The 19,261-nt window shown below is 60.2% G+C and carries 20 protein-coding genes; 5 read left to right on the plus strand and 15 right to left on the minus strand.

The features are described 5' to 3' along the window. Nucleotides 1-90: 90 nt before the first annotated feature. The 12 genes from GMST_RS11710 to iorA form a co-directional block, all read right to left on the minus strand. Nucleotides 91-405 (minus strand): c-type cytochrome, encoded by a 315-nt coding sequence (locus GMST_RS11710; protein WP_183354842.1) that lies wholly within the window; start codon nt 403-405, stop codon nt 91-93. A 74-nt stretch (nt 406-479) separates the two neighbouring features. Next, a complete protein-coding gene (locus GMST_RS11715) occupies nt 480-1,781 on the minus strand; it encodes a phenylacetate--CoA ligase family protein (protein ID WP_183354843.1) in 1,302 nt (433 codons plus the stop codon). Between the two features lie 164 nt (nt 1,782-1,945). Continuing rightward, a complete protein-coding gene (locus tag GMST_RS11720; protein ID WP_183354844.1) occupies nt 1,946-2,689 on the minus strand; it encodes an ABC transporter ATP-binding protein in 744 nt (247 codons plus the stop codon). Between the two features lie 33 nt (nt 2,690-2,722). After that, the gene (locus GMST_RS11725) at nt 2,723-3,475 is read right to left on the minus strand and encodes an ABC transporter ATP-binding protein (RefSeq protein ID WP_183354845.1); all 753 of its coding nucleotides are present in this window, start codon (nt 3,473-3,475) and stop codon (nt 2,723-2,725) included. After that, nucleotides 3,468-4,421, minus strand: a complete 954-nt coding sequence (locus GMST_RS11730; protein WP_183354846.1) for a branched-chain amino acid ABC transporter permease — start codon at nt 4,419-4,421, stop codon at nt 3,468-3,470. The genes GMST_RS11725 and GMST_RS11730 overlap by 8 nt, the downstream gene beginning before the upstream one ends. Nucleotides 4,422-4,661: 240 nt before the next feature. Further along, nucleotides 4,662-5,546 (minus strand): branched-chain amino acid ABC transporter permease, encoded by an 885-nt coding sequence (locus tag GMST_RS11735; protein ID WP_183354847.1) that lies wholly within the window; start codon nt 5,544-5,546, stop codon nt 4,662-4,664. Nucleotides 5,547-5,553: 7 nt separating this feature from the next. Beyond that, a complete protein-coding gene (locus GMST_RS11740) occupies nt 5,554-6,693 on the minus strand; it encodes an ABC transporter substrate-binding protein (protein ID WP_183354848.1) in 1,140 nt (379 codons plus the stop codon). 26 nt (nt 6,694-6,719) lie between these two features. Next, the gene (locus GMST_RS11745) at nt 6,720-7,856 is read right to left on the minus strand and encodes an ABC transporter substrate-binding protein (RefSeq protein WP_183354849.1); all 1,137 of its coding nucleotides are present in this window, start codon (nt 7,854-7,856) and stop codon (nt 6,720-6,722) included. A gap of 174 nt (nt 7,857-8,030) precedes the next feature. Continuing rightward, a complete protein-coding gene (locus tag GMST_RS11750; protein WP_183354850.1) occupies nt 8,031-8,462 on the minus strand; it encodes an ACT domain-containing protein in 432 nt (143 codons plus the stop codon). Between the two features lie 13 nt (nt 8,463-8,475). Then, complete coding sequence (locus GMST_RS11755; RefSeq protein WP_183354851.1) at nt 8,476-9,780, minus strand: phenylacetate--CoA ligase family protein; 1,305 nt, start codon at nt 9,778-9,780, stop codon at nt 8,476-8,478. Nucleotides 9,781-9,899: 119 nt separating this feature from the next. Then, nucleotides 9,900-10,481 (minus strand): indolepyruvate oxidoreductase subunit beta, encoded by a 582-nt coding sequence (locus GMST_RS11760; protein WP_183354852.1) that lies wholly within the window; start codon nt 10,479-10,481, stop codon nt 9,900-9,902. Then, entirely contained in the window at nt 10,478-12,241 is a 1,764-nt protein-coding gene (gene iorA, locus GMST_RS11765) for an indolepyruvate ferredoxin oxidoreductase subunit alpha (RefSeq protein ID WP_183354853.1), read from the minus strand. The genes GMST_RS11760 and iorA overlap by 4 nt, the downstream gene beginning before the upstream one ends. Before the next feature lie 411 nt (nt 12,242-12,652). Here iorA and GMST_RS11770 point away from each other — a divergent pair, with 411 nt between their 5' ends. Continuing rightward, entirely contained in the window at nt 12,653-12,985 is a 333-nt protein-coding gene (locus tag GMST_RS11770) for a phage holin family protein (protein WP_183354854.1), read from the plus strand. Here the strand turns inward: GMST_RS11770 and GMST_RS11775 are convergent. Continuing rightward, nucleotides 12,982-13,722, minus strand: a complete 741-nt coding sequence (locus GMST_RS11775) for a methyltransferase (protein ID WP_281380031.1) — start codon at nt 13,720-13,722, stop codon at nt 12,982-12,984. The two genes, GMST_RS11770 and GMST_RS11775, sit on opposite strands and share 4 nt — an antisense overlap. Before the next feature lie 109 nt (nt 13,723-13,831). Between GMST_RS11775 and GMST_RS11780 the strand changes: the two genes are divergently transcribed. The 3 genes from GMST_RS11780 to GMST_RS11790 all read left to right on the plus strand — a co-directional run bounded on the left by GMST_RS11780 (nt 13,832) and on the right by GMST_RS11790 (nt 16,485). Further along, nucleotides 13,832-14,746 carry a DUF72 domain-containing protein gene (locus GMST_RS11780; protein WP_183354855.1) on the plus strand — a complete coding sequence of 305 codons (915 nt, stop codon included), beginning with the start codon at nt 13,832-13,834 and terminating at the stop codon, nt 14,744-14,746. A 188-nt stretch (nt 14,747-14,934) separates the two neighbouring features. Next, nucleotides 14,935-15,474 carry a prepilin-type N-terminal cleavage/methylation domain-containing protein gene (locus tag GMST_RS11785; RefSeq protein ID WP_183354856.1) on the plus strand — a complete coding sequence of 180 codons (540 nt, stop codon included), beginning with the start codon at nt 14,935-14,937 and terminating at the stop codon, nt 15,472-15,474. Nucleotides 15,475-15,528: 54 nt separating this feature from the next. Next, nucleotides 15,529-16,485 carry a hypothetical protein gene (locus tag GMST_RS11790; RefSeq protein ID WP_183354857.1) on the plus strand — a complete coding sequence of 319 codons (957 nt, stop codon included), beginning with the start codon at nt 15,529-15,531 and terminating at the stop codon, nt 16,483-16,485. Nucleotides 16,486-16,580: 95 nt separating this feature from the next. On the opposite strand, the gene GMST_RS11795 is transcribed toward GMST_RS11790, so the two are convergent. Further along, nucleotides 16,581-17,366: a tRNA threonylcarbamoyladenosine dehydratase gene (locus GMST_RS11795; protein WP_183354858.1), complete on the minus strand. Its 786-nt coding sequence runs from the start codon at nt 17,364-17,366 to the stop codon at nt 16,581-16,583. Nucleotides 17,367-17,628: 262 nt separating this feature from the next. On the opposite strand from GMST_RS11795, the gene GMST_RS11800 reads away from it, so the two are divergent. Beyond that, entirely contained in the window at nt 17,629-18,774 is a 1,146-nt protein-coding gene (locus tag GMST_RS11800; RefSeq protein ID WP_183354859.1) for an ATP-binding protein, read from the plus strand. Nucleotides 18,775-18,892: 118 nt separating this feature from the next. Here the strand turns inward: GMST_RS11800 and GMST_RS11805 are convergent, their stop codons facing one another. Further along, entirely contained in the window at nt 18,893-19,150 is a 258-nt protein-coding gene (locus tag GMST_RS11805) for a hypothetical protein (RefSeq protein ID WP_183354860.1), read from the minus strand. Nucleotides 19,151-19,261: the final 111 nt, after the last annotated feature.

Below are 19,261 nucleotides of genomic sequence, written 5' to 3' on the forward strand. Positions count from 1 at the left end.
GAAAAAAGACTAAGGGGACTAAGGGCTTGGAAGCGTTGCTACTTCCAGTCCCTAGTCCCCTATTCTTTTCCCTGCAGTTACCCCCCTGCCCTACTTGAAGGTTTTCAGGATGTAATCCGCGATAGCTTTCGCTTCTTTCTGCGGCAGGGTCTTCTCGTCGAACTTGGTCATCCCCGGGCCGGGGTTGCGCATCTTGGCAATGATATCCTTGTCGGCTTTGATCCCGTGCGCCGCCAGGGACTTCTTGCTCAGGGTCTTGTCGGCTTTCATGATGTTGCCGCCCTTGGGATGGCAAGCACCACAGTGCTTATCGAATTCTGCCTTTGCATCTTCCTTGGCGAAACCGGGTGCGGCAAAAACAGTAAGCGACAACATAGCTGCGGTGGCGATAAGAACCTTTTTCATGCTAATCCTCCTTGTAGTCAGGTAAGTAGTACGTACCTATCAGTTATGACAAAGCACGGCGGAGAAATGTTAGACTAGATTTTTCGTTTGTCAATCACGCGAGATGCTTTTCCTTCTGCACGCGGCAGGCTGTTCGGCTCAACCAGCTTCACCACGGCACCCACCCCAAGCACCGAATCGATCTTCTTTTCGACCTTGTCCAGAAACGCCTTCTGCATCTTCATTTCGTCGAAGAAGATGTTCTCGGTGACCTCGATTCTCACCTCCAGGGTATCCAGGGCCCCCTGGCGGTCGACCACCAACTGGTAGTGCGGCTCGCACCCCTCAACCGCGAACAGCACGTCCTCGATCTGCGAAGGGTAGACGTTGACCCCCTTGATGATGAGCATGTCGTCGGAGCGCCCCATGGTCTTCTTCATCCGGACCGTGGTCCTGCCACAGGCACAGGGGGCGAAATCGAGCGAGGTGATGTCGCGGGTGCGGTAGCGCACCATCGGGAAGGCCTCTTTTGTGAGCGAGGTCAGCACCAACTCCCCGATGCTCCCCGGCGGGAGGGTCACTCCCGTGTCGGGATCGATAATCTCGGCGATAAAGGCATCCTCGGAGATGTGCATGCCGCACTTGTTGCCGCACTCCCCCGCCACGCCTGGTCCGATCACCTCGGAAAGCCCGTAGTTGTCGGTGGCAGAAATGCCCAGCCGGTTCTCGATCTCGCGGCGCATCGACTCCGACCAGGGCTCGCCGCCGAACAGGCCGACCTTGAGCGAGAGGCTCTTCGGGTCGATCCCCATCTTCTCCATGCGCTCGGCGATGGTCACCGCGTAGCTCGGAGTCGAGACCAGCGCCGTGGTCTTATAGTCCTGCATGATCATGATCTGTTTTTCGGTGTTGCCTGCCCCCATCGGGATAACCGAGGCCCCGATCTGCTCCGAACCGTAGTGCAGGCCGAAGGCGCCGGTGAAAAGGCCGTAGCCGAAGGCGATCTGGACCACGTCGTCGCTGTTGACCCCGGCCCCGGTCATGAAACGCGCCACCAGGTTGGACCAGACCTTAATGTCGTGCTTGGTGTAGCCGACCACGGTCGGTTTTCCGGTGGTGCCGCTCGAGGAGTGAATGCGCACGACCTCGCGCAGCGGCACCGCGAACATGCCGTAGGGGTAGTTGAGGCGCAGGTCCTCTTTGGTGGTGAACGGGAGTTTCGAAAGGTCGGCAAGCGACTGAACGTCTTCCGGCACGATCCCCAGCTCCTTGAACTTGTTCCGGTAGCAGGTGACGTTCTTGTAGACGCGATTCAAGGTCGCCTGGAGTCGCTCCAACTGAAGCTGCTCGATCTCCTCGCGCGGCATGCATTCATATTCAGGATCAAAAATCTGCATAGATTCTCCCATGAATCAATGTACGATTGACAATGGACAATGGACAATTAAACCCAGAACCTGATCACACGCTCAAAACGGGCGTTGATACCGCAGCCGACGTGTGCCAGCCAGTCGGTCCTGCGTTCGTTGTCAATTGTCAATTATCAATTGTCAATTGCTTCTCAACGTTCCCAGATCTCTTTCTTGTCACGTCCCAGATAAGCACGTTGTACGTCCTTATTCTCCAATAGTTCAGCTGCCTTTCCTTCAAGAATCAATTTTCCTGTCTCAAGGACATAGCCGCGGTCGGCGATTTTGAGCGCGGCCCGGGCGTTCTGCTCGACAAGGAGGATGGTGGTCCCCTCCTCGCTGCGCAGCCGCTGGATGACCTTGAAGATGTCCTGCACGACGAGCGGGGCGAGTCCCATGGAAGGCTCATCCAAAAGCAGCAACTTGGGACGCGCCATGAGGGCCCGGCCGATCGCCAGCATCTGCTGTTCCCCTCCGGAAAGGGTACCCGCCGCCTGGCGCCGGCGTTCCTTGAGCCGGGGAAACACCTGGAACATCCGCTCCAGGTCGCCGGCGATCTCGTCTTTTTGGCCGCCGCTTCGGTAGCGCAGATAGGCCCCCAGTTCCAGGTTCTCCTCTACGGTGAGCGGGTTGAAGACCTGGCGCCCCTCGGGGACCTGCGACAAGCCGAGCGAAACGACGCGGTCGGCGGCAAGCCCGCTGATCCCCTTCCCTTCCAGCAAGATCTCGCCGCCGGCGGCGGGAATGATCCCGGAAAGGGTGTTCAATAATGTCGTCTTGCCGGCACCGTTGGCACCGATGAGGGTCACGATCTCGCCGCGATTGAGGTGCAGCGAGACGTTTTTCAAGGCGTGGACCTTGCCGTAGTAGGCGTTTATGTTCTTGATCTTCAGCATAATTTCGTCTGTCCCTGCGGCTGATCTATCCCGCTACTCCTCGCCCAGATAGGCAGTGATCACCGCCTGGTTTTCCTGGATCTCGCGCGGCGTACCTTCGGCGAGCATGGTTCCCAGGTTCAGGACCACCAGCGCGTCGCAGATATCCATCACCAGGTCCATGTCGTGCTCCACCAAGGCGACGGTCACCCCGTGGTCGCGGATCCGCTTGATCAGTTCCGCGAGCTCTGCAGTCTCCCGGCTGTTCAGGCCCGCGGCAGGCTCGTCCATGAGCAGGAGTTTGGGCTCCAGCGCCATGGCGCGGGCAATCTCCAAGAGCCTCCCTTTGCCGAAGGGAAGCGTTCCCGCCTCGACGTCAGCCAGGTCGGTGATGCCGGCAAATTCAAGCCATTCTTTTGCCTTCTCGCGGATCCGGCGTTCTTCCTTCATCTGCCAGGGCATCCGGAGCGAACAGGCGAAAAGCCCGCTGGAGCTTTGGGTGTGCAGCCCCACCATGACGTTTTCCAGCACGGTCATCTTCCCGAAAAGTTCGATGTTCTGGAAGGTGCGCACCACCCCCAACTGCGCGCGGCGCTCGGGGGGGAACTGGGATATGTCCGTTTCCTCGAAGAGCACCTTCCCCTCCGAGGGGGGATAAATCCCGGTGGCGATGTTGAAGAGCGTGGTCTTGCCGGCGCCGTTGGGGCCGATGATCCCGGTGATGGAGCCCTTGGCCACCGTGAAGCCGATCCCCTGCAGCGCGGTCAGTCCGCCGAAACGTTTGCCGATCCCCTCGAGTCTAAGCATTGCCGCTCCTTGCCGGAACCAGGCGCCGCAGCAGCGCCGGTATGCCTCGCACCATTCCTCCGGGAAGGTAGATGGTCATGCAGACCAGCAAAAGGCCGTACACCACGATGTCGTAGTCCTGGAAGGTGCGCAGCAATTCAGGGAGCAGGGTCAAAAGAAGCGCCCCCAGGATCGAGCCGTAGACGCTCCCCAGCCCGCCGATGACCACCATGGTGAGCAGCTCGACGGAGATGTTGAAACCGAACGAAGTTGGAGAGATGAAGGTCATCACGTGGCAGTAAAGGCTGCCGGCGATGGCGGAGATAAGGGCAGACAGGGTGAAGACCTGCACCTTCATGAGCCGTGCGTTGACCCCCATGACCCGCGCGGCAACTTCAGAGTCATGGATGGCGCGCAGGGCGCGGCCGTAACGCGAGTTGACCAGGTTGAGGCTGAGCAGGATGACCGCCAGGGCAAAGCTCCAGACCAGGTAGTAGTTCTTGAGGTCGGAATCGAAGCTGAAACTGCCGATGGAAAGGTTCGGAATCCCGGAAAGACCCGAGGGGCCGCCGGTTAGATCGACGGTCTCGTTGAAGGCGATGTGTGCAATGACCCCGACGCCTAGGGTCGCCATGGCGAGGTAATGACCCTTAAGGCGCAGCACCGGAAACCCGATGGCGAAGGCAAACCCGGCAACCACGAGTGCGACCAGGACCATCGAGAGCCAGGGATCGAAAGCGTACTGGGTGGTCAGGACGCCGGAGCCGTAGGCGCCCAGGCCGAAGAATGCCGCCTGACCGAGGGAGATCTGTCCGGCGTAGCCCAATAGCAGGTTGAGCCCGAGCGCGAGCATGCTGTTGATCCCCACGAAAATGAGCACGTTGGTGAGGTACCCCGTGGACAGCGGCAAGGGCAGCGCGAAAACCACCAGGCAGAAAACCAGGAATTTGAGTTTGTCCGATTTCATGCAACCTCAAGGCGAGAAACGGTTCTATGTTCTAAGTTCTACGTTCTAGGTTAAAGGCAAAAGAATCAGTTCTATGCCTAGCTTTTACGTTAATGGCAAACAAACGGTCGAGTATTCACCTTCCCGACTTTCCTAAAACCCCAAATGCATCGCTCCTGCAAATCCCCAACTGACGCAGCGACTACGGGCAGGTTCCAACATAGAACCTAGAACATAGAACGTAGAACAGCTTCTAAGTCTTTAAACCCGCTCCGTCTCACCCTTCTTGAAAAGCCCCTGGGGACGTAAGAACAGGATGAGCAGCAGGATCAAAAACGCGATGGCGTCCTTGTATCCGGAAGAAATCAGACCGGCGCCCAGCGATTCGAGGGTACCCAGGATGATCCCCCCGAGGACGGTTCCCAAACCGCTCCCCATGCCGCCCATGATGGCAGCACAGAATCCCTTGAGCCCCAGCATGACACCGACGTCGTAGGCGGTCATGGTGAGCGGCGCGATGATGACCCCCGCCAGGGAGCCCAAGGCGGAACTGATGACGAAGGATAAGAGGACCATGCGCCCGACGCTGATCCCAACGAGGTTCGCAGCCTTGCGGTTGAAGGAACAGGCCCGCATCGCTTTGCCGCTTATGGTGTGGTGGAAAAAGAGACGGCTTGCCACGATCACCAGGATGGTGACGCCGAAAATCCAAAGATGCTGCGGCAGCAAGGTAGCGCCGGCGATTTCCAGAGGGGTGTTGCCGGAGAACGGCGGAAGCACCTGGGTGTCCTTGCCCCAAAGGAGCATCACTACGCCGCGGATCAGGATGCTCGCACCGATAGTGATGATGATGAGGCTCAAGGGGGTGGCGTTTTTCAGGGGGCGGATGGCAAGCCGCTCGAAGGCCAGACCGACTGCCGTCGTGCCCAGAACTGCGGCTACGACGGCGGCCAGGAGAGGGAGTTTCAGCACGTTCAACGCGAAGATGGTCATCACACCGCCCAGCATGACGAACTCACCTTGGGCGAAGTTGATGATGCCGGTGGAGTTGAAGATGATGGCGAAGCTGAGGCCGATCAGGGCGTAGATTGCTCCGGTTGCCAGCCCCGAAATGACGAACTGCGTTATCTGGTTGAGAAGATCCATAGGGACGCTACTTCACCAGCGCCCAATCTTTTTTCTTCACCTCGACCAGCACGAAGGCGTCCTTGGTGAGGCCGGCGTGGTCGCGGGGCGAGTAGCTGAAGACACCGCCGATGCCGGCAAACCCGCGGGTGGCCTCCAGCTGGTTGCGGATCCCGTCGGGGGTGTCCCCTCCCCTTTCGATGGCACCTTTCAAGAGCATCACGGCGTCCCAGGCGTGGCCGCCGAAGTGGTCGCCCGCGGCACTGAAGTGGCGCTGATAGTCCTTTACGAAGGCGAGCAGCGAGCCCTTCTGCTTGTCGGTTTTGGGGAGCAGGTCTGCGACCAGGACCTTCCCGGAGGGGAGCCTGATCCCTTCGGCTGCATCCCCGGCCAGGTCGATGAACTTCTTCGAGGAAACGCCGTGGCTCATGTAGAGCGGCAGTTTAAGGCCGAGCTGCTGCGCGTTGCGCGCGATGACTGCCGGGCCCGGATTGGTGCCCCAGCAGATCAGCGCCTGGGCCTTAGAACCGCGGATCTTGGTGAGCTGCGCGGTCATGTCCGGGTCTTTCGGCCCGTAGGTGTCGTCGGCGACGATCTCGATCCCGTAGCGCGACGCCTGGCTCTTCAGCTGCTCGCGGCCGGAAGACCCGAAGGAATCGGACACGGTCAGGATGGCGACCTTGCTCTTGCGCTCCTTCTTGAGCTGCTCGTAGATGCGTGCGACCGCCAGGGTGTCGTTTTGCGCCGTCTTGAACACGTACTTCTTGACCGGCTCGGTGATCTTGATCCCGGCGGAGCAGGAGATCATGGGGATGTGCGCCTTCTCTACGACCGGGATGACAGCCATGGTGTCGCCCGTCGTGCTGGGGCCGACGATGGCGACCACGTGGTCGTTCTTGATGAGCTTGTTGGCGAGCTGCACCGCCTTGGTGGCGTCCCCGCCGGTATCGTAGACGACCAGCTCGAGCTTGCGCCCCTTGATGCCGCCGGCCTTGTTGATCTCGTCGACAACCATCTGGGCGGCGTTACGCTCCGGCTCGCCGAGGAACGAGGCAGGACCGGTGACGGCAAACAGTGCGCCGATCTTGATCGGAGCGGCTGCCAGGGCCGCCGAGGCGAAGCTCAGCAGGGAGACCACGGCCAGTGCGGCAGATATCAGACGTTTCATCGGTTCCTCCTAAAAAGACCAACAAATTAAGGTAACAGTGCCCAATCGCCCTTCTGGATCCGTACCATCTCGAAGGCGGAGAGATCCAGGCCGTTGTGATCTGCCTGGGTGATAGTGAAAACGCCGGAGATACCGACCATTTTCCCGTTTTTTTCGATACCGTCCCGGATCTGCGCGGGGGTCGTCGCCCCTTTTTTAAGGGCGCCGGCCACCAGCTGGAATCCGTCATAGGCATACCCCCCGAAGGTGGAGGCCTCCACGCCGTAGGCTTTCTTGTAGGCGTCGGCGTACTCCCTGAGAAGTTTCGCCTGAGGATCCGTCTTCTTCAGCAGGTGGTGGACGGCCAGTTTTCCTGCCGGCAGCGTGGTCCCCTCGGAGGCTTCTGCCCCGGCAAGCTCGATGAACTTCTTCGAGGCGACGCCGTGGCTCTGGTACACCGGGATCTTGAGGCCAAGCTGCTGCGCGTTCCGGGTGATCAGCGCCGGACCGGGATTGGTGCCCCAGCAGATGATGGCGTCGGGTTTGGCAGCCTTGATCTTGTAGAGCTGCGGCGTCATGTCGTTGTCCTTCGGGGAATACACCTCGTCGGCGACGATCTTGAAGCCGCGCTTGCCGGCCATCTGCTTCAGCTGCTCGCGACCCGACGCGCCGAAAGAATCGGAAACGGTCAAAAGCGCGATGTTTTTCTGTTTCCGCTTCTGCGCCTGGATCAGGATCTTTTCCGCTGCCACGTGGTCGTTGGCGGGGGTCTTGAAGACCCATCGTTTCACCGGCTCGGTGATCTTGATGCCGGCCGCACAGGAGATGAGCGGCACCTGCTCCTTCTCGGCTATCGGAATAACCGCCATGGTCTCTCCGGTGGTGCTGGGGCCGATGATGGCGACCACCCGGTCGTTCTTGATCAGCTTGTTGGCGAGCTGAACGGCCTTGGTAACGTCGCCGCCGGTATCGTAGGAGACCAGTTCAATCTTAGATCCCTTGATCCCACCCTTGGCGTTCACCTCTTTCACCAGCAGTTCCAGGGTGTTTTTCTCAGGCTCACCGAGGAAGGCGGCAGGACCGGTGACGGCGAAAAGGGCGCCGATTTTTATGGGGCCTGCGGCACAAGCAGGACCGGCTACGCACAGCAAGATGACACAGCAAAGCCAAAGACACTTTTTCAAAATACCCCCTGTTACAGCCAGTTAAATGAGCAAGCCGGAGCTGGAAGAAAAAAGTGGAGCTTGACTAGCGGTACCTCGCAGGTGCCAGCAGACATGGCAATTACGGCGATTCAAAGATCAGTGCCAGGGTTCGCAGAGAACCGAGGCGACAAAACTGCGGCACAGGTGGTGTCGCTAGATGTTGTAGAGCCGCTCGCCCGGAAGGATCTGGAACCCCTTGCCGGTCAGGGTGGAGATGGCCTTCGCGGTTTCGTCGAAGCGGAAGATCATGACCGCATTTTCGCCGCAGCGCTCCACGAAGGCGTACATGTACTCGACGTTGATGCCGTCGGCGTCGAGCGCCTGCAGGATGTCGGCAAGCCCGCCGGGACGGTCCGGGATCTCGACGGCGACCACCTCGGTCTTGCTGACGGTGAAGCCGCGCTCCTTGAGGACGCTCTTGGCCTTTTCGGTGTCGTTCACGATGAGGCGCAGGATCCCGAAGTCCGAGGTGTCGGCCAGGGACAGGGTGCGGATGTTGATGCCGGCATCGCCGAGGATGCGGGTGACCTCTGCCAGCCTGCCGAACTTGTTTTCGATGAATATGGAGATCTGCTCAACATGCATCTGATTGTCCCCCTTAGGCTTTTTTCCTGTTGTCGATGACCCGCTTGGCCTTTCCTTCGCTGCGGGCGATGCTTTTCGGCTCCACCAGGCGGACTCGGCTCGTAACGCCGAGCATCTCCTTGATCTGCTTTTCGATGCGCTGCGAGAGCGCCTGGAGGTGCTTGATCTCGTCGGAGAAGAGGTGCTCGCCCACCTCGACCTGGACCTCCAGGGTGTCGAGGTTCTCCTTGCGGTCCACGATGAGCAGGTAGTGCGGCTCGACCCCTTCCACGCTCATGAGGATCGATTCGATCTGGGACGGGAAGACGTTGACGCCGCGGATGATGAGCATGTCGTCGCTGCGCCCGCTCATCCGGGTGATCCGGGCATGGGTGCGGCCGCAGACGCACGGCTCGTAGGTGAGCGAGGTGATGTCGCGGGTCCGGTAGCGGATCAGCGGGATTCCTTCCTTGGTGATGGTGGTGATGACCAGCTCGCCCTCTTCCCCTTCGCCCAGGACCTCGCCGGTCTCCGGGTTGATGATCTCGGGGATGAAGTGATCCTCCCAGATGTGCAGCCCCTTCTTCGCCTGGTGGCACTCGATGGCGACGCCCGGACCCATGATCTCGGACAGGCCGTAGATGTCGACGGCGGTGAGGTTCAGCTTCGCCTCGATATCGGCGCGCATCTCCTCGGACCAGGGCTCGGCACCGAAGATCCCCACCTTCAGCTTCAGCTCGCGGAAGTCGATCCCCTCTTCCTTGGCGGCTTCGGCCATGAACAGCGAGTACGACGGGGTGCAGGTAAGCACCGTGGAGCCGAAGTCCTGCATGATCATGATCTGCTTCTTGGTGTTCCCGCCGGACATCGGGATAACCGAGGCCCCCAGGCGCTCGGCGCCGTAGTGTGCGCCCAATCCGCCGGTAAAGAGCCCGTAACCGTAGGCGTTGTGGATGATGTCGCCGCGGTTTACGCCGGCAGCCACGAAGGAGCGCGCCATGAGCTCGCTCCAGTTCTCGATGTCCTTCTTGGTATAGCCGACTACCGTCGGTTTCCCGGTGGTACCCGAGGAGGCGTGGATGCGCACGATCTCCTCCATGGGGACCGCGAACATCCGGTAGGGGTAGGAGTCGCGCATGTCCTGCTTGTAGGTGAAGGGAAGCCGGGACAGGTCCTCGAGCGAGGTGATGGAATCGGCGTTGACGTCGGCCTTTTTCAGGGCTTCCTGGTAGAACGGCACGGATTCCTGCACCCGTGCCACCATCGCCTTGAGTCTCTTCAGTTGCAGGGCCCGCAAGGCCTCGCGGGGCAGCGTCTCGAAATCCTCGTTGAAGAACATACGTACTCCTCTTAACTTCAGTGCTACGTTCTAGGCCCTATGTTCTACGTTGAAGACATTGATTCACACGATAGCAACACAAACTTAGAAACCTAAAAACACAACGTAGAACCTCGCCTTTACGCCAGCGCTCTCCCCGCCGCGAACGCCTTCAGGTTCACTTCGAGGGCCTTCTTGGGAACCATACGCTCGATAGCTTCCAACCAGTACTTCTCCTCGATGTTGAGTCTTTTGGAAACAGCACCAAGAAGCACCGTATTTGCGGTCCGCGCGTTACCGGCTTCGATAGCCACCTTCTGGCCGTCGACGAGGATCTGGTCCGGGAATCGCTCGGCGATCTTCGCCGCGAGGTTTTCCGGGTAGGCCTCGCGCCCCATGAGCACCGCAGGAGGAGCGATGCAGAGGTCGTTCACCACCACGGTGGCGCCGGGACGCAAAAGCCCCAGGCAGCGGTAGCTCTCCATCAGCTCGAAGCCGAAGAGGAGGTCCCCCTCCCCTTCCGGGACGATGGGGGAAAATACCTCTTTGCCATAGCGCACGTGGGAAACTACCGAACCGCCGCGCTGCGACATGCCGTGGATCTCGCTCTTCTTGACGTCGTAGCCGGCCAGCAGGAAGGTCTCGGAAAGTACCTCGGCAGCCAGCAGGATCCCCTGCCCGCCCACCCCTACCAGGAGGATGTTGGTTACCTTGTCACTCATTTCTTGGCCTCCTGGATCGCAGAGAATTTGCAGAGCTGGCTGCAGACGTCGCAGCCGTTGCACAAAAGCGGGTCGATGTGGGCCTGGCCGCGCTTGCCGCTGGAGGGAACCCACTCGATGGCGGGGCAGCCGATCTTCAGGCAGGCCCGGCACCCGGTGCAGTTTTCGCAGTTGACCTCGAGGACGGCACCCGCCTCGAAGACCCCTTCGCGCTTGATCAGGACGCACGGCTTGTCGGTGATGATCACAGAGGTTTCGGGGCGCTCCATCTCCTCGCGGATCACCTTTTCGCACTCTGCCAGGTCCAGCGGGTTGATGGTGCGTACGTTTTTCACGCCGATCGCCTTGCACAGAAGTGGCAGGTCGATCGCCTCGGCGGGCTGGTTCATCAGGGTGTGGCCGGAAGCGGGGTTGTCCTGGCGCCCGGTCATGGCGGTGATCCGGTTGTCCAGGATGATGACGGTGGCCGCCCCCTGGTTGTAGACCATGTCCATGAGCCCGTTCACCCCGGTGTGCAGGAAGGTCGAGTCGCCGATGACGGCAACGACCTTCTTACGCTCCTCGGGGGGCAACACCTTAACGGCGCCGGTGGCCATGCCGATGGAGGCACCCATGCAGATGCAGGTGTCCATGGCGGACAAGGGAGGCATGAAGCCCAGGGTGTAGCAGCCGATATCGCCGGAGACGTAGGCACGCAGCTTGTTGAGGGTGAAGAAGACGCCGCGGTGCGGACAGCCCGGGCACATGTTGGGCGGGCGCCCCGGGAGCTTCTCGATCTGGGTCTCCTCCTCTTCCGGAAGGCCGAAGCTGCGCCTCAGGCGCCCCGGCGTCAACTCGCCGCAGATGGGGAGGATCTCCTTGCCGGTTACCTGGATACCCATCGCCTTCACCTGTTCCTCGATGAAGGGGTCGAGCTCCTCGACGACGTAGAGCGTTTCGACCTGGGCCGCGAAGTCGCGGATCAGCTGGTGCGGAAGCGGGTGGACCATCCCGAGTTTGAGGACGCTTGCCTCGGGCAGCACCTCGCGCACGTACTGGTAGCTCACCCCGGCGGTGATCACCCCGATCTTGCGGTCGCGCAGCTCGGTGCGGTTGATGGGCATGCTGCAGCCGTCCTGGGAAAGCTGCACGGTGCGCTCCTCGACCACGTAGTGGCGGCCGCGGGCGTTACCCGGCAGCATCACGTACTTGGCCGGATCCTTGACCAGCTTGGGCTCGGGAAGCCCGGTCACCCGCTCGCCCAACTCGACGACCGATTTGGAGTGCGAGATGCGGGTGGTGGTGCGCAGAAATACCGGTGTGTCGTAGCGCTCGGAAATCTCGAAGGCGAGCTTGGTGAAGTCGAGGCACTCCTGGGAGTCCGAGGGCTCGAGCATCGGGACCTTGGCGAACTTGGCGTAGTTGCGGTTGTCCTGCTCGTTTTGGGAAGAGTGCAGCTCGGGGTCGTCGGCAGTCACCAGCACCAGTCCGCCGTTGGCGCCGACGCCGGTATAGGACAGGGTGAAGAGCGGATCCGCCGCGACGTTCACGCCGACGTGCTTCATGGTGACGATGGAACGGGCGCCGCCGAATGAAGCGCCGATACCCACTTCCAGGGCAACCTTTTCGTTGGTCGCCCAGGAGGAGTTCACCTCGGGGAATTTCACGATGTTTTCCAGGATTTCGGTGGAGGGGGTTCCCGGGTAGGCACAGGCGACTTTGACACCCGCTTCATAGGCACCGCGGGCGATGGCTTCGTTGCCGGAGAGTATTTCCTTCATAGGCGCAGGTCCTCATAATCTCAATTAATAAGTCGGCGAAATATACTAGAGTATCGGGTGGGCTGTCAACTGCTTTATAGCAAGCCGTTTACGGCTATAAACTCAGTACCGATGCGGCTTGGAGCCCTCCTCAAAGTGTTTCCAAACATGCTGTTTGTGGCCAGAAACTGTCGGACAACAACGAAGCTGTTTCCTTTTCGACCTAACATTGTTTTAGCCATATCAAACATAGAGTGGCGGAGAATTGAGAAACAGGGTGGGACTGCCATAAGGGAGTGTGGTGGGATCAGATGCCGATGATACTTGGCAGGGCTACTTGCTATATTTTCCTCCTGGCTTTATTTTGGGTGTATCAGCCGCTGCACAGAAAGAGCAGAGGCCGTGAGAGATCGTCACCCATTGGAGGAATTAATGAGCTATCTGATTCATTGGCTGCTGTACGCCATCGCCATCATCATCACCGCGTACCTGCTGCCGGGAGTGCGTCTTGCCGGCCCCGGTGCAGCACTGATCGCCGCCTTGGTGCTCGGTATCGTGAACACCATAATCAAGCCGGTACTGCTGCTTTTGACCTTGCCGCTCAACATCCTGACCCTCGGGCTGTTCACCTTCGTGCTAAACGCCCTGATGATCCTGCTGACCAGCGCGCTGGTTCCCGGTTTCGTGGTCACGGGGTTCTTCTGGGCGCTCATCTTCAGCCTGGTGCTTTCGGTGATCAACTACCTGCTCGGGGTCATTTTTTAGTCAGACGGAACACCGATCAGGAGCCGGTTCTTAGGCGTTATGTCCGAGGGGATGGTCTGGGTAACCACGGTGTACCCGGCCGCCTCCAAACGCACGGCGCGCTGCACGTCGATCGCCAGCGCGCCGTCGAGCCAACCGCGCAACCCGCCGCTTGCACAGCGAGCCAGATCGTGGCAGCAGGGAAGCACCGCCACCCGCGCCCGCGCCTCTATCGCCCTCTCCAAAACAAGGTCCGTAAGCCCACCACAGGCGTGGACCGAGACCACCAGATCGCTCTCTCGTAGCGTCACCTGTTCGACGTCTCCCTCCCGCATGATCAGCCTGTCTTTAAGGCCCGGCCACGCCGTCTGCATCTCGAACGCAAGGCGCTGCGCGCTCGGCGGGATGCGGCGGTCCACCGCGAGGACCTCACTAAGCGAGGGATCCATCAGCAAGAGGATCTGCCCCACCAGGCCGTGTCCGCAGGCGAGATCGACCACGCGGCCCCCTCGGAAACGGCGATGCACCCTCCTGGCAACTTCCCACGCCTCGTAGAGTTCCTTGCGTGGCAGGCAACCGGCCTTGCAGACCGCGCGTGCAATAGCATCGAAGAGGGTCGAACCGCTGAAGTGCGCCAGCATCCGGTCGTTCAATCTATTGCGGGAGGCACGGTTGAGCCCGCTGGCGGCACCTTTTCCCGACTCACTCTCCTGCAGCTTCCCCGCTCCCATCAGCGTCGCCTCCCCTTCCCCCTCCATCTACTGCCTCCTTTTTCGTTTCCCGTTCTTTTCCCGGTCGGCGCCGGCTCGACCTTTTAAGGCCGATTGCTTCAGTTACACTTGTGCTTTGTTGCTTACGGGAGGCCCCATGGAGCATCTGGACGGAATCCGCATCGGCACCTGTTCCTGGGCCGAGAAAAGCCTGATCGAAAGCGGCGTTTTCTACCCCCCGGAAACGGCCACGGCGGAGGCACGACTTCGCTATTACTCAAGCCTCTTCGATACCGTCGAAGTCGAAAGCACCTTCTACGCGCTCCCGACCCAGGGCATGGTGCACGCCTGGTGCAACCGCACCCCGCCGGGCTTTCTGTTCCACCTGAAAGCGCACGGTGTCTTGACCGGGCACCAAGTCGACCCGCACCTGCTCCCCGGCGAACTGCTGGCGCTACTACCGGCTGAGGAGCGCGACCGCGAAACGGTCCGCGTTGCCGATCCGGCGCTCGTCAAGGCACTCGCTGAGCATCTCAAAGAGGCCGTGGCGCCGCTGCGCAGGCTGCACCGGCTCGGCTTCATCGTCTTTCAGTTCCCACCCTGGTTCGGATACCAAAAAAGCAACCTCGGCTACCTGCAACGCTGCAAGGAACTCTTCGGCGAACTCCCCATTGCGGTGGAATTCAGGCACGGCAGCTGGCTTACCCGCCACCACGCCGACTACCTCTTCGCCTTTCTCAGGGAACACAACATCACCTACATAACCTGCGACGAACCGCAGTTCGGGACCCTGGCTACCGCCCCCTTTATCCCGGCGGCTACCACGTCGATAGCCTACCTGCGCCTGCACGGGCGCAATGCCGAGAATTGGCTGGATCACTCGACGCCGCGCTATGAGTATCGTTACAACGCCAGTGAATTGGCATCGCTCGCTCAGGTGGTGACCGAGCTGCGGCGGGGATGCCGCATCGTTTTCGCCATGTTCAACAATTGCCACCAGGGGCACTCGATTGTCAATGCGCGGGACCTTGAAAAACTTCTTTTGGAAAATCCGCCAGCGGTTCAGCGATAATGCCGGCATCCTCCTTCATAAAACTTCATGTTACATATTGCAACATATTGAAAGCTGATATATAGTGCGGTCGGGATTGGACTTAGTATGCAAACGCTGGCATTGCGCCGGCACCCGTGAGTCCTTCTTCAGACCGTTTTCCCCTCCGTGTAGCAATTGAACTTCACGATGTACAAGAGATCTCTACTATGACACCAGGCATCAGTTACAAGACCTCAGCACCGGAAGAGGCAGTTGGGGAAACCAGGCAGTGGATTGCCAATCAACACGGCTTCACGTTCGTCGAGTTGCTGGTAACCTGCGCCATCCTGGCAATCCTCGCCTTCATGACGTTTCCCGCCTACACCAAGATCAGAACCAGGGTGCAGACGGTAAGGGCAATGGAGGAGATTCGCGGCATCGAGAAAAACATCAGCGCCTTTACGGTGGATAACAACGCGAGCCTCCCCCCCAATCTGGCGGCAATCAGGATGGACGGCATGAGGGACCCCTGGGCCAATCCGTACATCTACCACCCTTTCTTTGTTGCGTACCCCGACGCCACCGATGCCAACGTCACCGAACCGCTCAACCTTGCAGGTCGCAGCCTCAACGAGGACTATGACCTCTTCAGTAAAGGTCCTGATGGACAGACGACTTCCGGCATCGACGACACTGTAAGTACCGACAACATCGTGCGCACCAGCGATGGTGGCTGGGTCGGGCAGGCAAGCGATTTTCTTCCCTGATGCCGCTCGTGGCCTAAACGTTGAGACCGCTCCTTTCGACAAAAGGTATCTAATATGAAGTGCACTTGCCCCAAATGCCAAGCTGATATCGAGCTCATCGTTCCCGAGGAGACTCCGGAATCCGGGACCACCGCGCCATGTCCGGCCTGTAACGTAAAGCTGAACATCTACCGGGAGTCCTTCGGCAGCAGGGCCCTGCACCGGACCGGCCAGGTTTCCTGCGCGGTCTGCGGTGCGGAGCTCGGCCCCCAACTGCATTGCCAGTCCTGCGGGGCATGCTTCCCCGACTTCCTGGTCGCTCAACTCGGGCGGCGCAAGGCGCGGCGGCAAAGCAAGAAGGTCGCCCTCTCCTTCAGTCCGCTCCCCGCTCGGCAAACGCGTGCCATGGCGCTGCCGAGTCTCGACGCCGCGCTGCAGCCCGAATCGGTAAAGAGCCCCTCCCGCAAAGGAATCGCCGCGGGGAACTCGAAAGCGATCCAGATCGCCGTCGCCTTGCTGGTCGTGGTTGCCCTGGCTGCCGGCGGCACCTTCTACTACTTCAAGATGGAGGCGGAGAAGCAGTTCGCCAAGAATTACGCCCTGGCGGCCTTCTGCCTCCAGGCCGGTATCGAGCGCGCTCAAAAGGCCAGCGCAAAGATGTCGACCGACTGGAAACAGCGCCAGGATGCCGGACAGGGGTATACCCCGCGCCTGAGCCCCGAGGACGAACGCGGCTTTGGCTTGGTGGAAGCCAAACTCGACCCGACCATGGCCAAGCTGACCAAGCCGCCCGAGAAGTTCGGCGACTGCACCCCGGCCCTCGGCAAGCTCCGCGCGGTCTATAACAGGTGGCATGGCCTGGTGCAGACCCCTGGCAACTCACTGCAGGCATTCAACGACAACAGCGCCAAGATCGACCAGGAGTACAAGCAGGCGATCCGCGAGTTCAAATCTGCCATTCCCGGCAGCATGCGCGAGGAACTCACCAGCGCAAGCGTGAAGCTCAAGCTGCTGCGGCCGTTGGTGATGTAGCTCCTGCTGAACCACGAAAAGAAAAGGGGATCCCCGCCAGGAGATCCCCTTTTCTTTTGACCCCACACCCCGAGGCGCAGCAGAGCGCCGCTCTCCTACCGGGCAGCGTCCGCCCCTGAAGCCAGAAGGTCGTTGACCACCACCCCCGCCATGGTCAAGCCGAAGATGGAAGGGATGAAGGAAACGCTCCCCAAAATCACCCGGCGGTGCTCGCAGGAGAAACGCTGGTCGTCCTTGTTGGGACAGATGCAGTTCCCCTTGCACCCGCCGTCTTTGATCTGCTGTTCCCGATACTCCTCTGTCGAGTAGACCACTTTCACATCCTGGGAGATCCCCTGTTTTTTCAAGAGCTTGCGGACCGAGCGGGCCATCCGGCACTTGGTGGTCTGCGATATGTCGGCGACCTTGATCTGGGTAGGGTCCAGTTTGGCGGCCGCCCCCATGCTCGAGATGATCGGAATACTCCTATCGCGACAGGTCCGGATCAGGTGCAGCTTGCTGGTGATGTGGTCGATGGCGTCCACCACGTAGTCGTAGCCATCCCCCAGGAGGAGTTCGCTGTTTTCGGCCGCGTAAAAGTCCTGGTAGGGAACGATCTCGGCCTGCGGGTTGATCAGACGCAGCCGCTGGGCCATCACCTGCACCTTTGCCTTGCCGACGGTACCGTCCATGGCGTGTAGCTGCCGGTTCACGTTCGTAAGACAGATGTCGTCGAAATCGACGAGGACGAGACGCCCGACCCCGGCCCTACAGAGGGCTTCCGCGGCATAGCTGCCGACTCCCCCCAGGCCGAAGATGGCGACGCTGGCCTTGTTTAACTGATTGAGGCCGGCGGTGCCGACGAGAAGTTCGGTTCGTGAAAAACGGTGCAACTGTGACATAGCGATCCTTTGTGCAAGTGGCGTTGTGCGGGCCGCGCCGGCAGCGGACAGGGAAGAAAAGGCGCACGGCAGCCGAAAGTATGGCACAGCGCCCCCTCACATTAAAAGTAAAAGTTTTCCCCGCCCTCCTCCCGGCCGGCGCACGGTCGCTGGTCCTGTAGGAAATAAACGGTACACTCGTACAGGCCTGAGTGCTTGCAGCTGTTTTCTGGGCGGGGTACAGCAGCAGCCTCTGCTACACGTGACGCCGGGGACTCGATCAATGCCGAACCAGACCACGACAATTCGCAGCAGTGCAGAAGACCTCTCCCTGCAGCGTGCCGTGCTTAGTACGGAGCGGCACCTGTGCGAGCTGCTCGATGCCATCCCGGACAACGTGATGCTGCTCAACGAAAACCGCCAGATACTCTACGCCAACAAGACCCTCGAACAGTTCTGCGCGGCGCATGGGGTCTTCGGATTGATCGGGCTGAGGATCGGGGAGGCTTTCTCCTGCCAGAACGCGAACTGTGCCGTCGAGGGGTGCGGAAACGCTGAGCCCTGCAACCTCTGTGGCGCACTGGATGCGTCGCTGATCGCGCTGCGCGGCCAGCCGAGCTCCTTCGAGTGCCAGATCCTGCGCAACTCCCGCCGGGGTCCCGACGCTCTCGACCTGAGGGTCTCGGGCACCCCGCTGCACTGGAAATCAGGGCCGGCAGTTCTCCTGGTTGCCTCGGATATAAGCCACGTAAAGCGCCGCCAGGTGCTGGAGCGCCTCTTCTTCCACGACACCTTGAATACGGCTGGCACCATCAACCAGATCGCGGAAATGCTCATGCACGGCATTCTCGATTTCGAGGCGGCCAAACAGGACCTTTGGCAGGCTTCCCAGATGCTCGTGCGGGAGATACGGGGCCAGAGCCAACTCTTTGCGGCGGAGAACGAGGAATTGCGCGTCGAGTTCGGCCTGGTGCTGGTGCGGGAGTTACTGGAATCAGTGGCTGCGCTGTTTCGCAACAACGAGGCGGGACTGGGAAAACGGGTTGTCATCAAGGAAGAGACTGCGGGGTTACTGCTTTTAAGCGACAATGCCCTGCTGACCCGGGTGCTGGGGAATCTCCTAAAGAACGCCCTGGAGGCCTCGCACCCAGGCGAGGTGGTCACCCTGGGGTGCCGACGCGAAGAAACCGACATCGTGCTCTGGTGTCACAACGAAGGTGTCCTGACGCGCGAGGTTCAGATGCAGATCTTCCGGCGCTCCTTTTCCACCAAGGGCTCCGGCCGCGGTATCGGCACCTACAGCATCAAGCTTTTGAGCGAAAAATACTTGCAAGGAAAGGTGGAACTCGTTTCCACTCCGCAGACCGGAACCTTGTTCACCCTCACCTTCCCCATCGCCCCCCGCCAGGAAAACCCCGTTGCACCCTAGACGCACTCCCTTCTCCTGCCCCCCTCGCCTCAGCCCCTGATCACCCAAAGAAGCCCCCCAGTTACCGTGGCACGTCAGGGAGATACCTGGAGAGACAGAACGGAGCCCAGCCCTGCATTTAGCGGCGCGGGAGCGGGTTGCCGGACTCGGTGCGGATCCTCTCGAACCCTTCTTCGCGGGCAACCTGCTCATCGTAGGTGTAAAAGATCGCGTAGCTGCTGCCGATGCCGTGGGGGTCCAACTGGACACCCTTTGCCTCCCACCGTTTGAAGAGCGAGACGGTATCCTCAAAGATCTTGATGAAGTCGCCGATGGACTTGGCTTGGCTCACATCGATCTTGTACTGGTGCACATGCTCGTAGCGAATGACTGACATACCCCCTCCCAAATACGACATTACGCCGCGCTAATTGTAGCGTGGTTCTGGAAGGAGGCAAAGGTCTGTCCGCTATTTTCAGAGTGGGCTGGGCAAAGAACCAGAAACCGT

The sequence above is a fragment of the Geomonas silvestris genome (assembly GCF_014193515.1).
In the GTDB taxonomy this organism is placed as follows: domain Bacteria; phylum Desulfobacterota; class Desulfuromonadia; order Geobacterales; family Geobacteraceae; genus Geomonas; species Geomonas silvestris.

Coding starts and splice junctions, on each gene's coding strand:
- GMST_RS11710 (WP_183354842.1), bottom strand. CDS start 405: ATGAAAAAGGTTCTTATCGCCACCGCAGCTATGTTGTCGCTTACTGTT.
- GMST_RS11715 (WP_183354843.1), bottom strand. CDS start 1,781: ATGCAGATTTTTGATCCTGAATATGAATGCATGCCGCGCGAGGAGATC.
- GMST_RS11720 (WP_183354844.1), bottom strand. CDS start 2,689: ATGCTGAAGATCAAGAACATAAACGCCTACTACGGCAAGGTCCACGCC.
- GMST_RS11725 (WP_183354845.1), bottom strand. CDS start 3,475: ATGCTTAGACTCGAGGGGATCGGCAAACGTTTCGGCGGACTGACCGCG.
- GMST_RS11730 (WP_183354846.1), bottom strand. CDS start 4,421: ATGAAATCGGACAAACTCAAATTCCTGGTTTTCTGCCTGGTGGTTTTC.
- GMST_RS11735 (WP_183354847.1), bottom strand. CDS start 5,546: ATGGATCTTCTCAACCAGATAACGCAGTTCGTCATTTCGGGGCTGGCA.
- GMST_RS11740 (WP_183354848.1), bottom strand. CDS start 6,693: ATGAAACGTCTGATATCTGCCGCACTGGCCGTGGTCTCCCTGCTGAGC.
- GMST_RS11750 (WP_183354850.1), bottom strand. CDS start 8,462: ATGCATGTTGAGCAGATCTCCATATTCATCGAAAACAAGTTCGGCAGG.
- GMST_RS11755 (WP_183354851.1), bottom strand. CDS start 9,780: ATGTTCTTCAACGAGGATTTCGAGACGCTGCCCCGCGAGGCCTTGCGG.
- GMST_RS11760 (WP_183354852.1), bottom strand. CDS start 10,481: ATGAGTGACAAGGTAACCAACATCCTCCTGGTAGGGGTGGGCGGGCAG.
- iorA (WP_183354853.1), bottom strand. CDS start 12,241: ATGAAGGAAATACTCTCCGGCAACGAAGCCATCGCCCGCGGTGCCTAT.
- GMST_RS11770 (WP_183354854.1), top strand. CDS start 12,653: ATGAGCTATCTGATTCATTGGCTGCTGTACGCCATCGCCATCATCATC.
- GMST_RS11775 (WP_281380031.1), bottom strand. CDS start 13,722: ATGGAGGGGGAAGGGGAGGCGACGCTGATGGGAGCGGGGAAGCTGCAG.
- GMST_RS11780 (WP_183354855.1), top strand. CDS start 13,832: ATGGAGCATCTGGACGGAATCCGCATCGGCACCTGTTCCTGGGCCGAG.
- GMST_RS11785 (WP_183354856.1), top strand. CDS start 14,935: ATGACACCAGGCATCAGTTACAAGACCTCAGCACCGGAAGAGGCAGTT.
- GMST_RS11790 (WP_183354857.1), top strand. CDS start 15,529: ATGAAGTGCACTTGCCCCAAATGCCAAGCTGATATCGAGCTCATCGTT.
- GMST_RS11795 (WP_183354858.1), bottom strand. CDS start 17,366: ATGTCACAGTTGCACCGTTTTTCACGAACCGAACTTCTCGTCGGCACC.
- GMST_RS11800 (WP_183354859.1), top strand. CDS start 17,629: ATGCCGAACCAGACCACGACAATTCGCAGCAGTGCAGAAGACCTCTCC.
- GMST_RS11805 (WP_183354860.1), bottom strand. CDS start 19,150: ATGTCAGTCATTCGCTACGAGCATGTGCACCAGTACAAGATCGATGTG.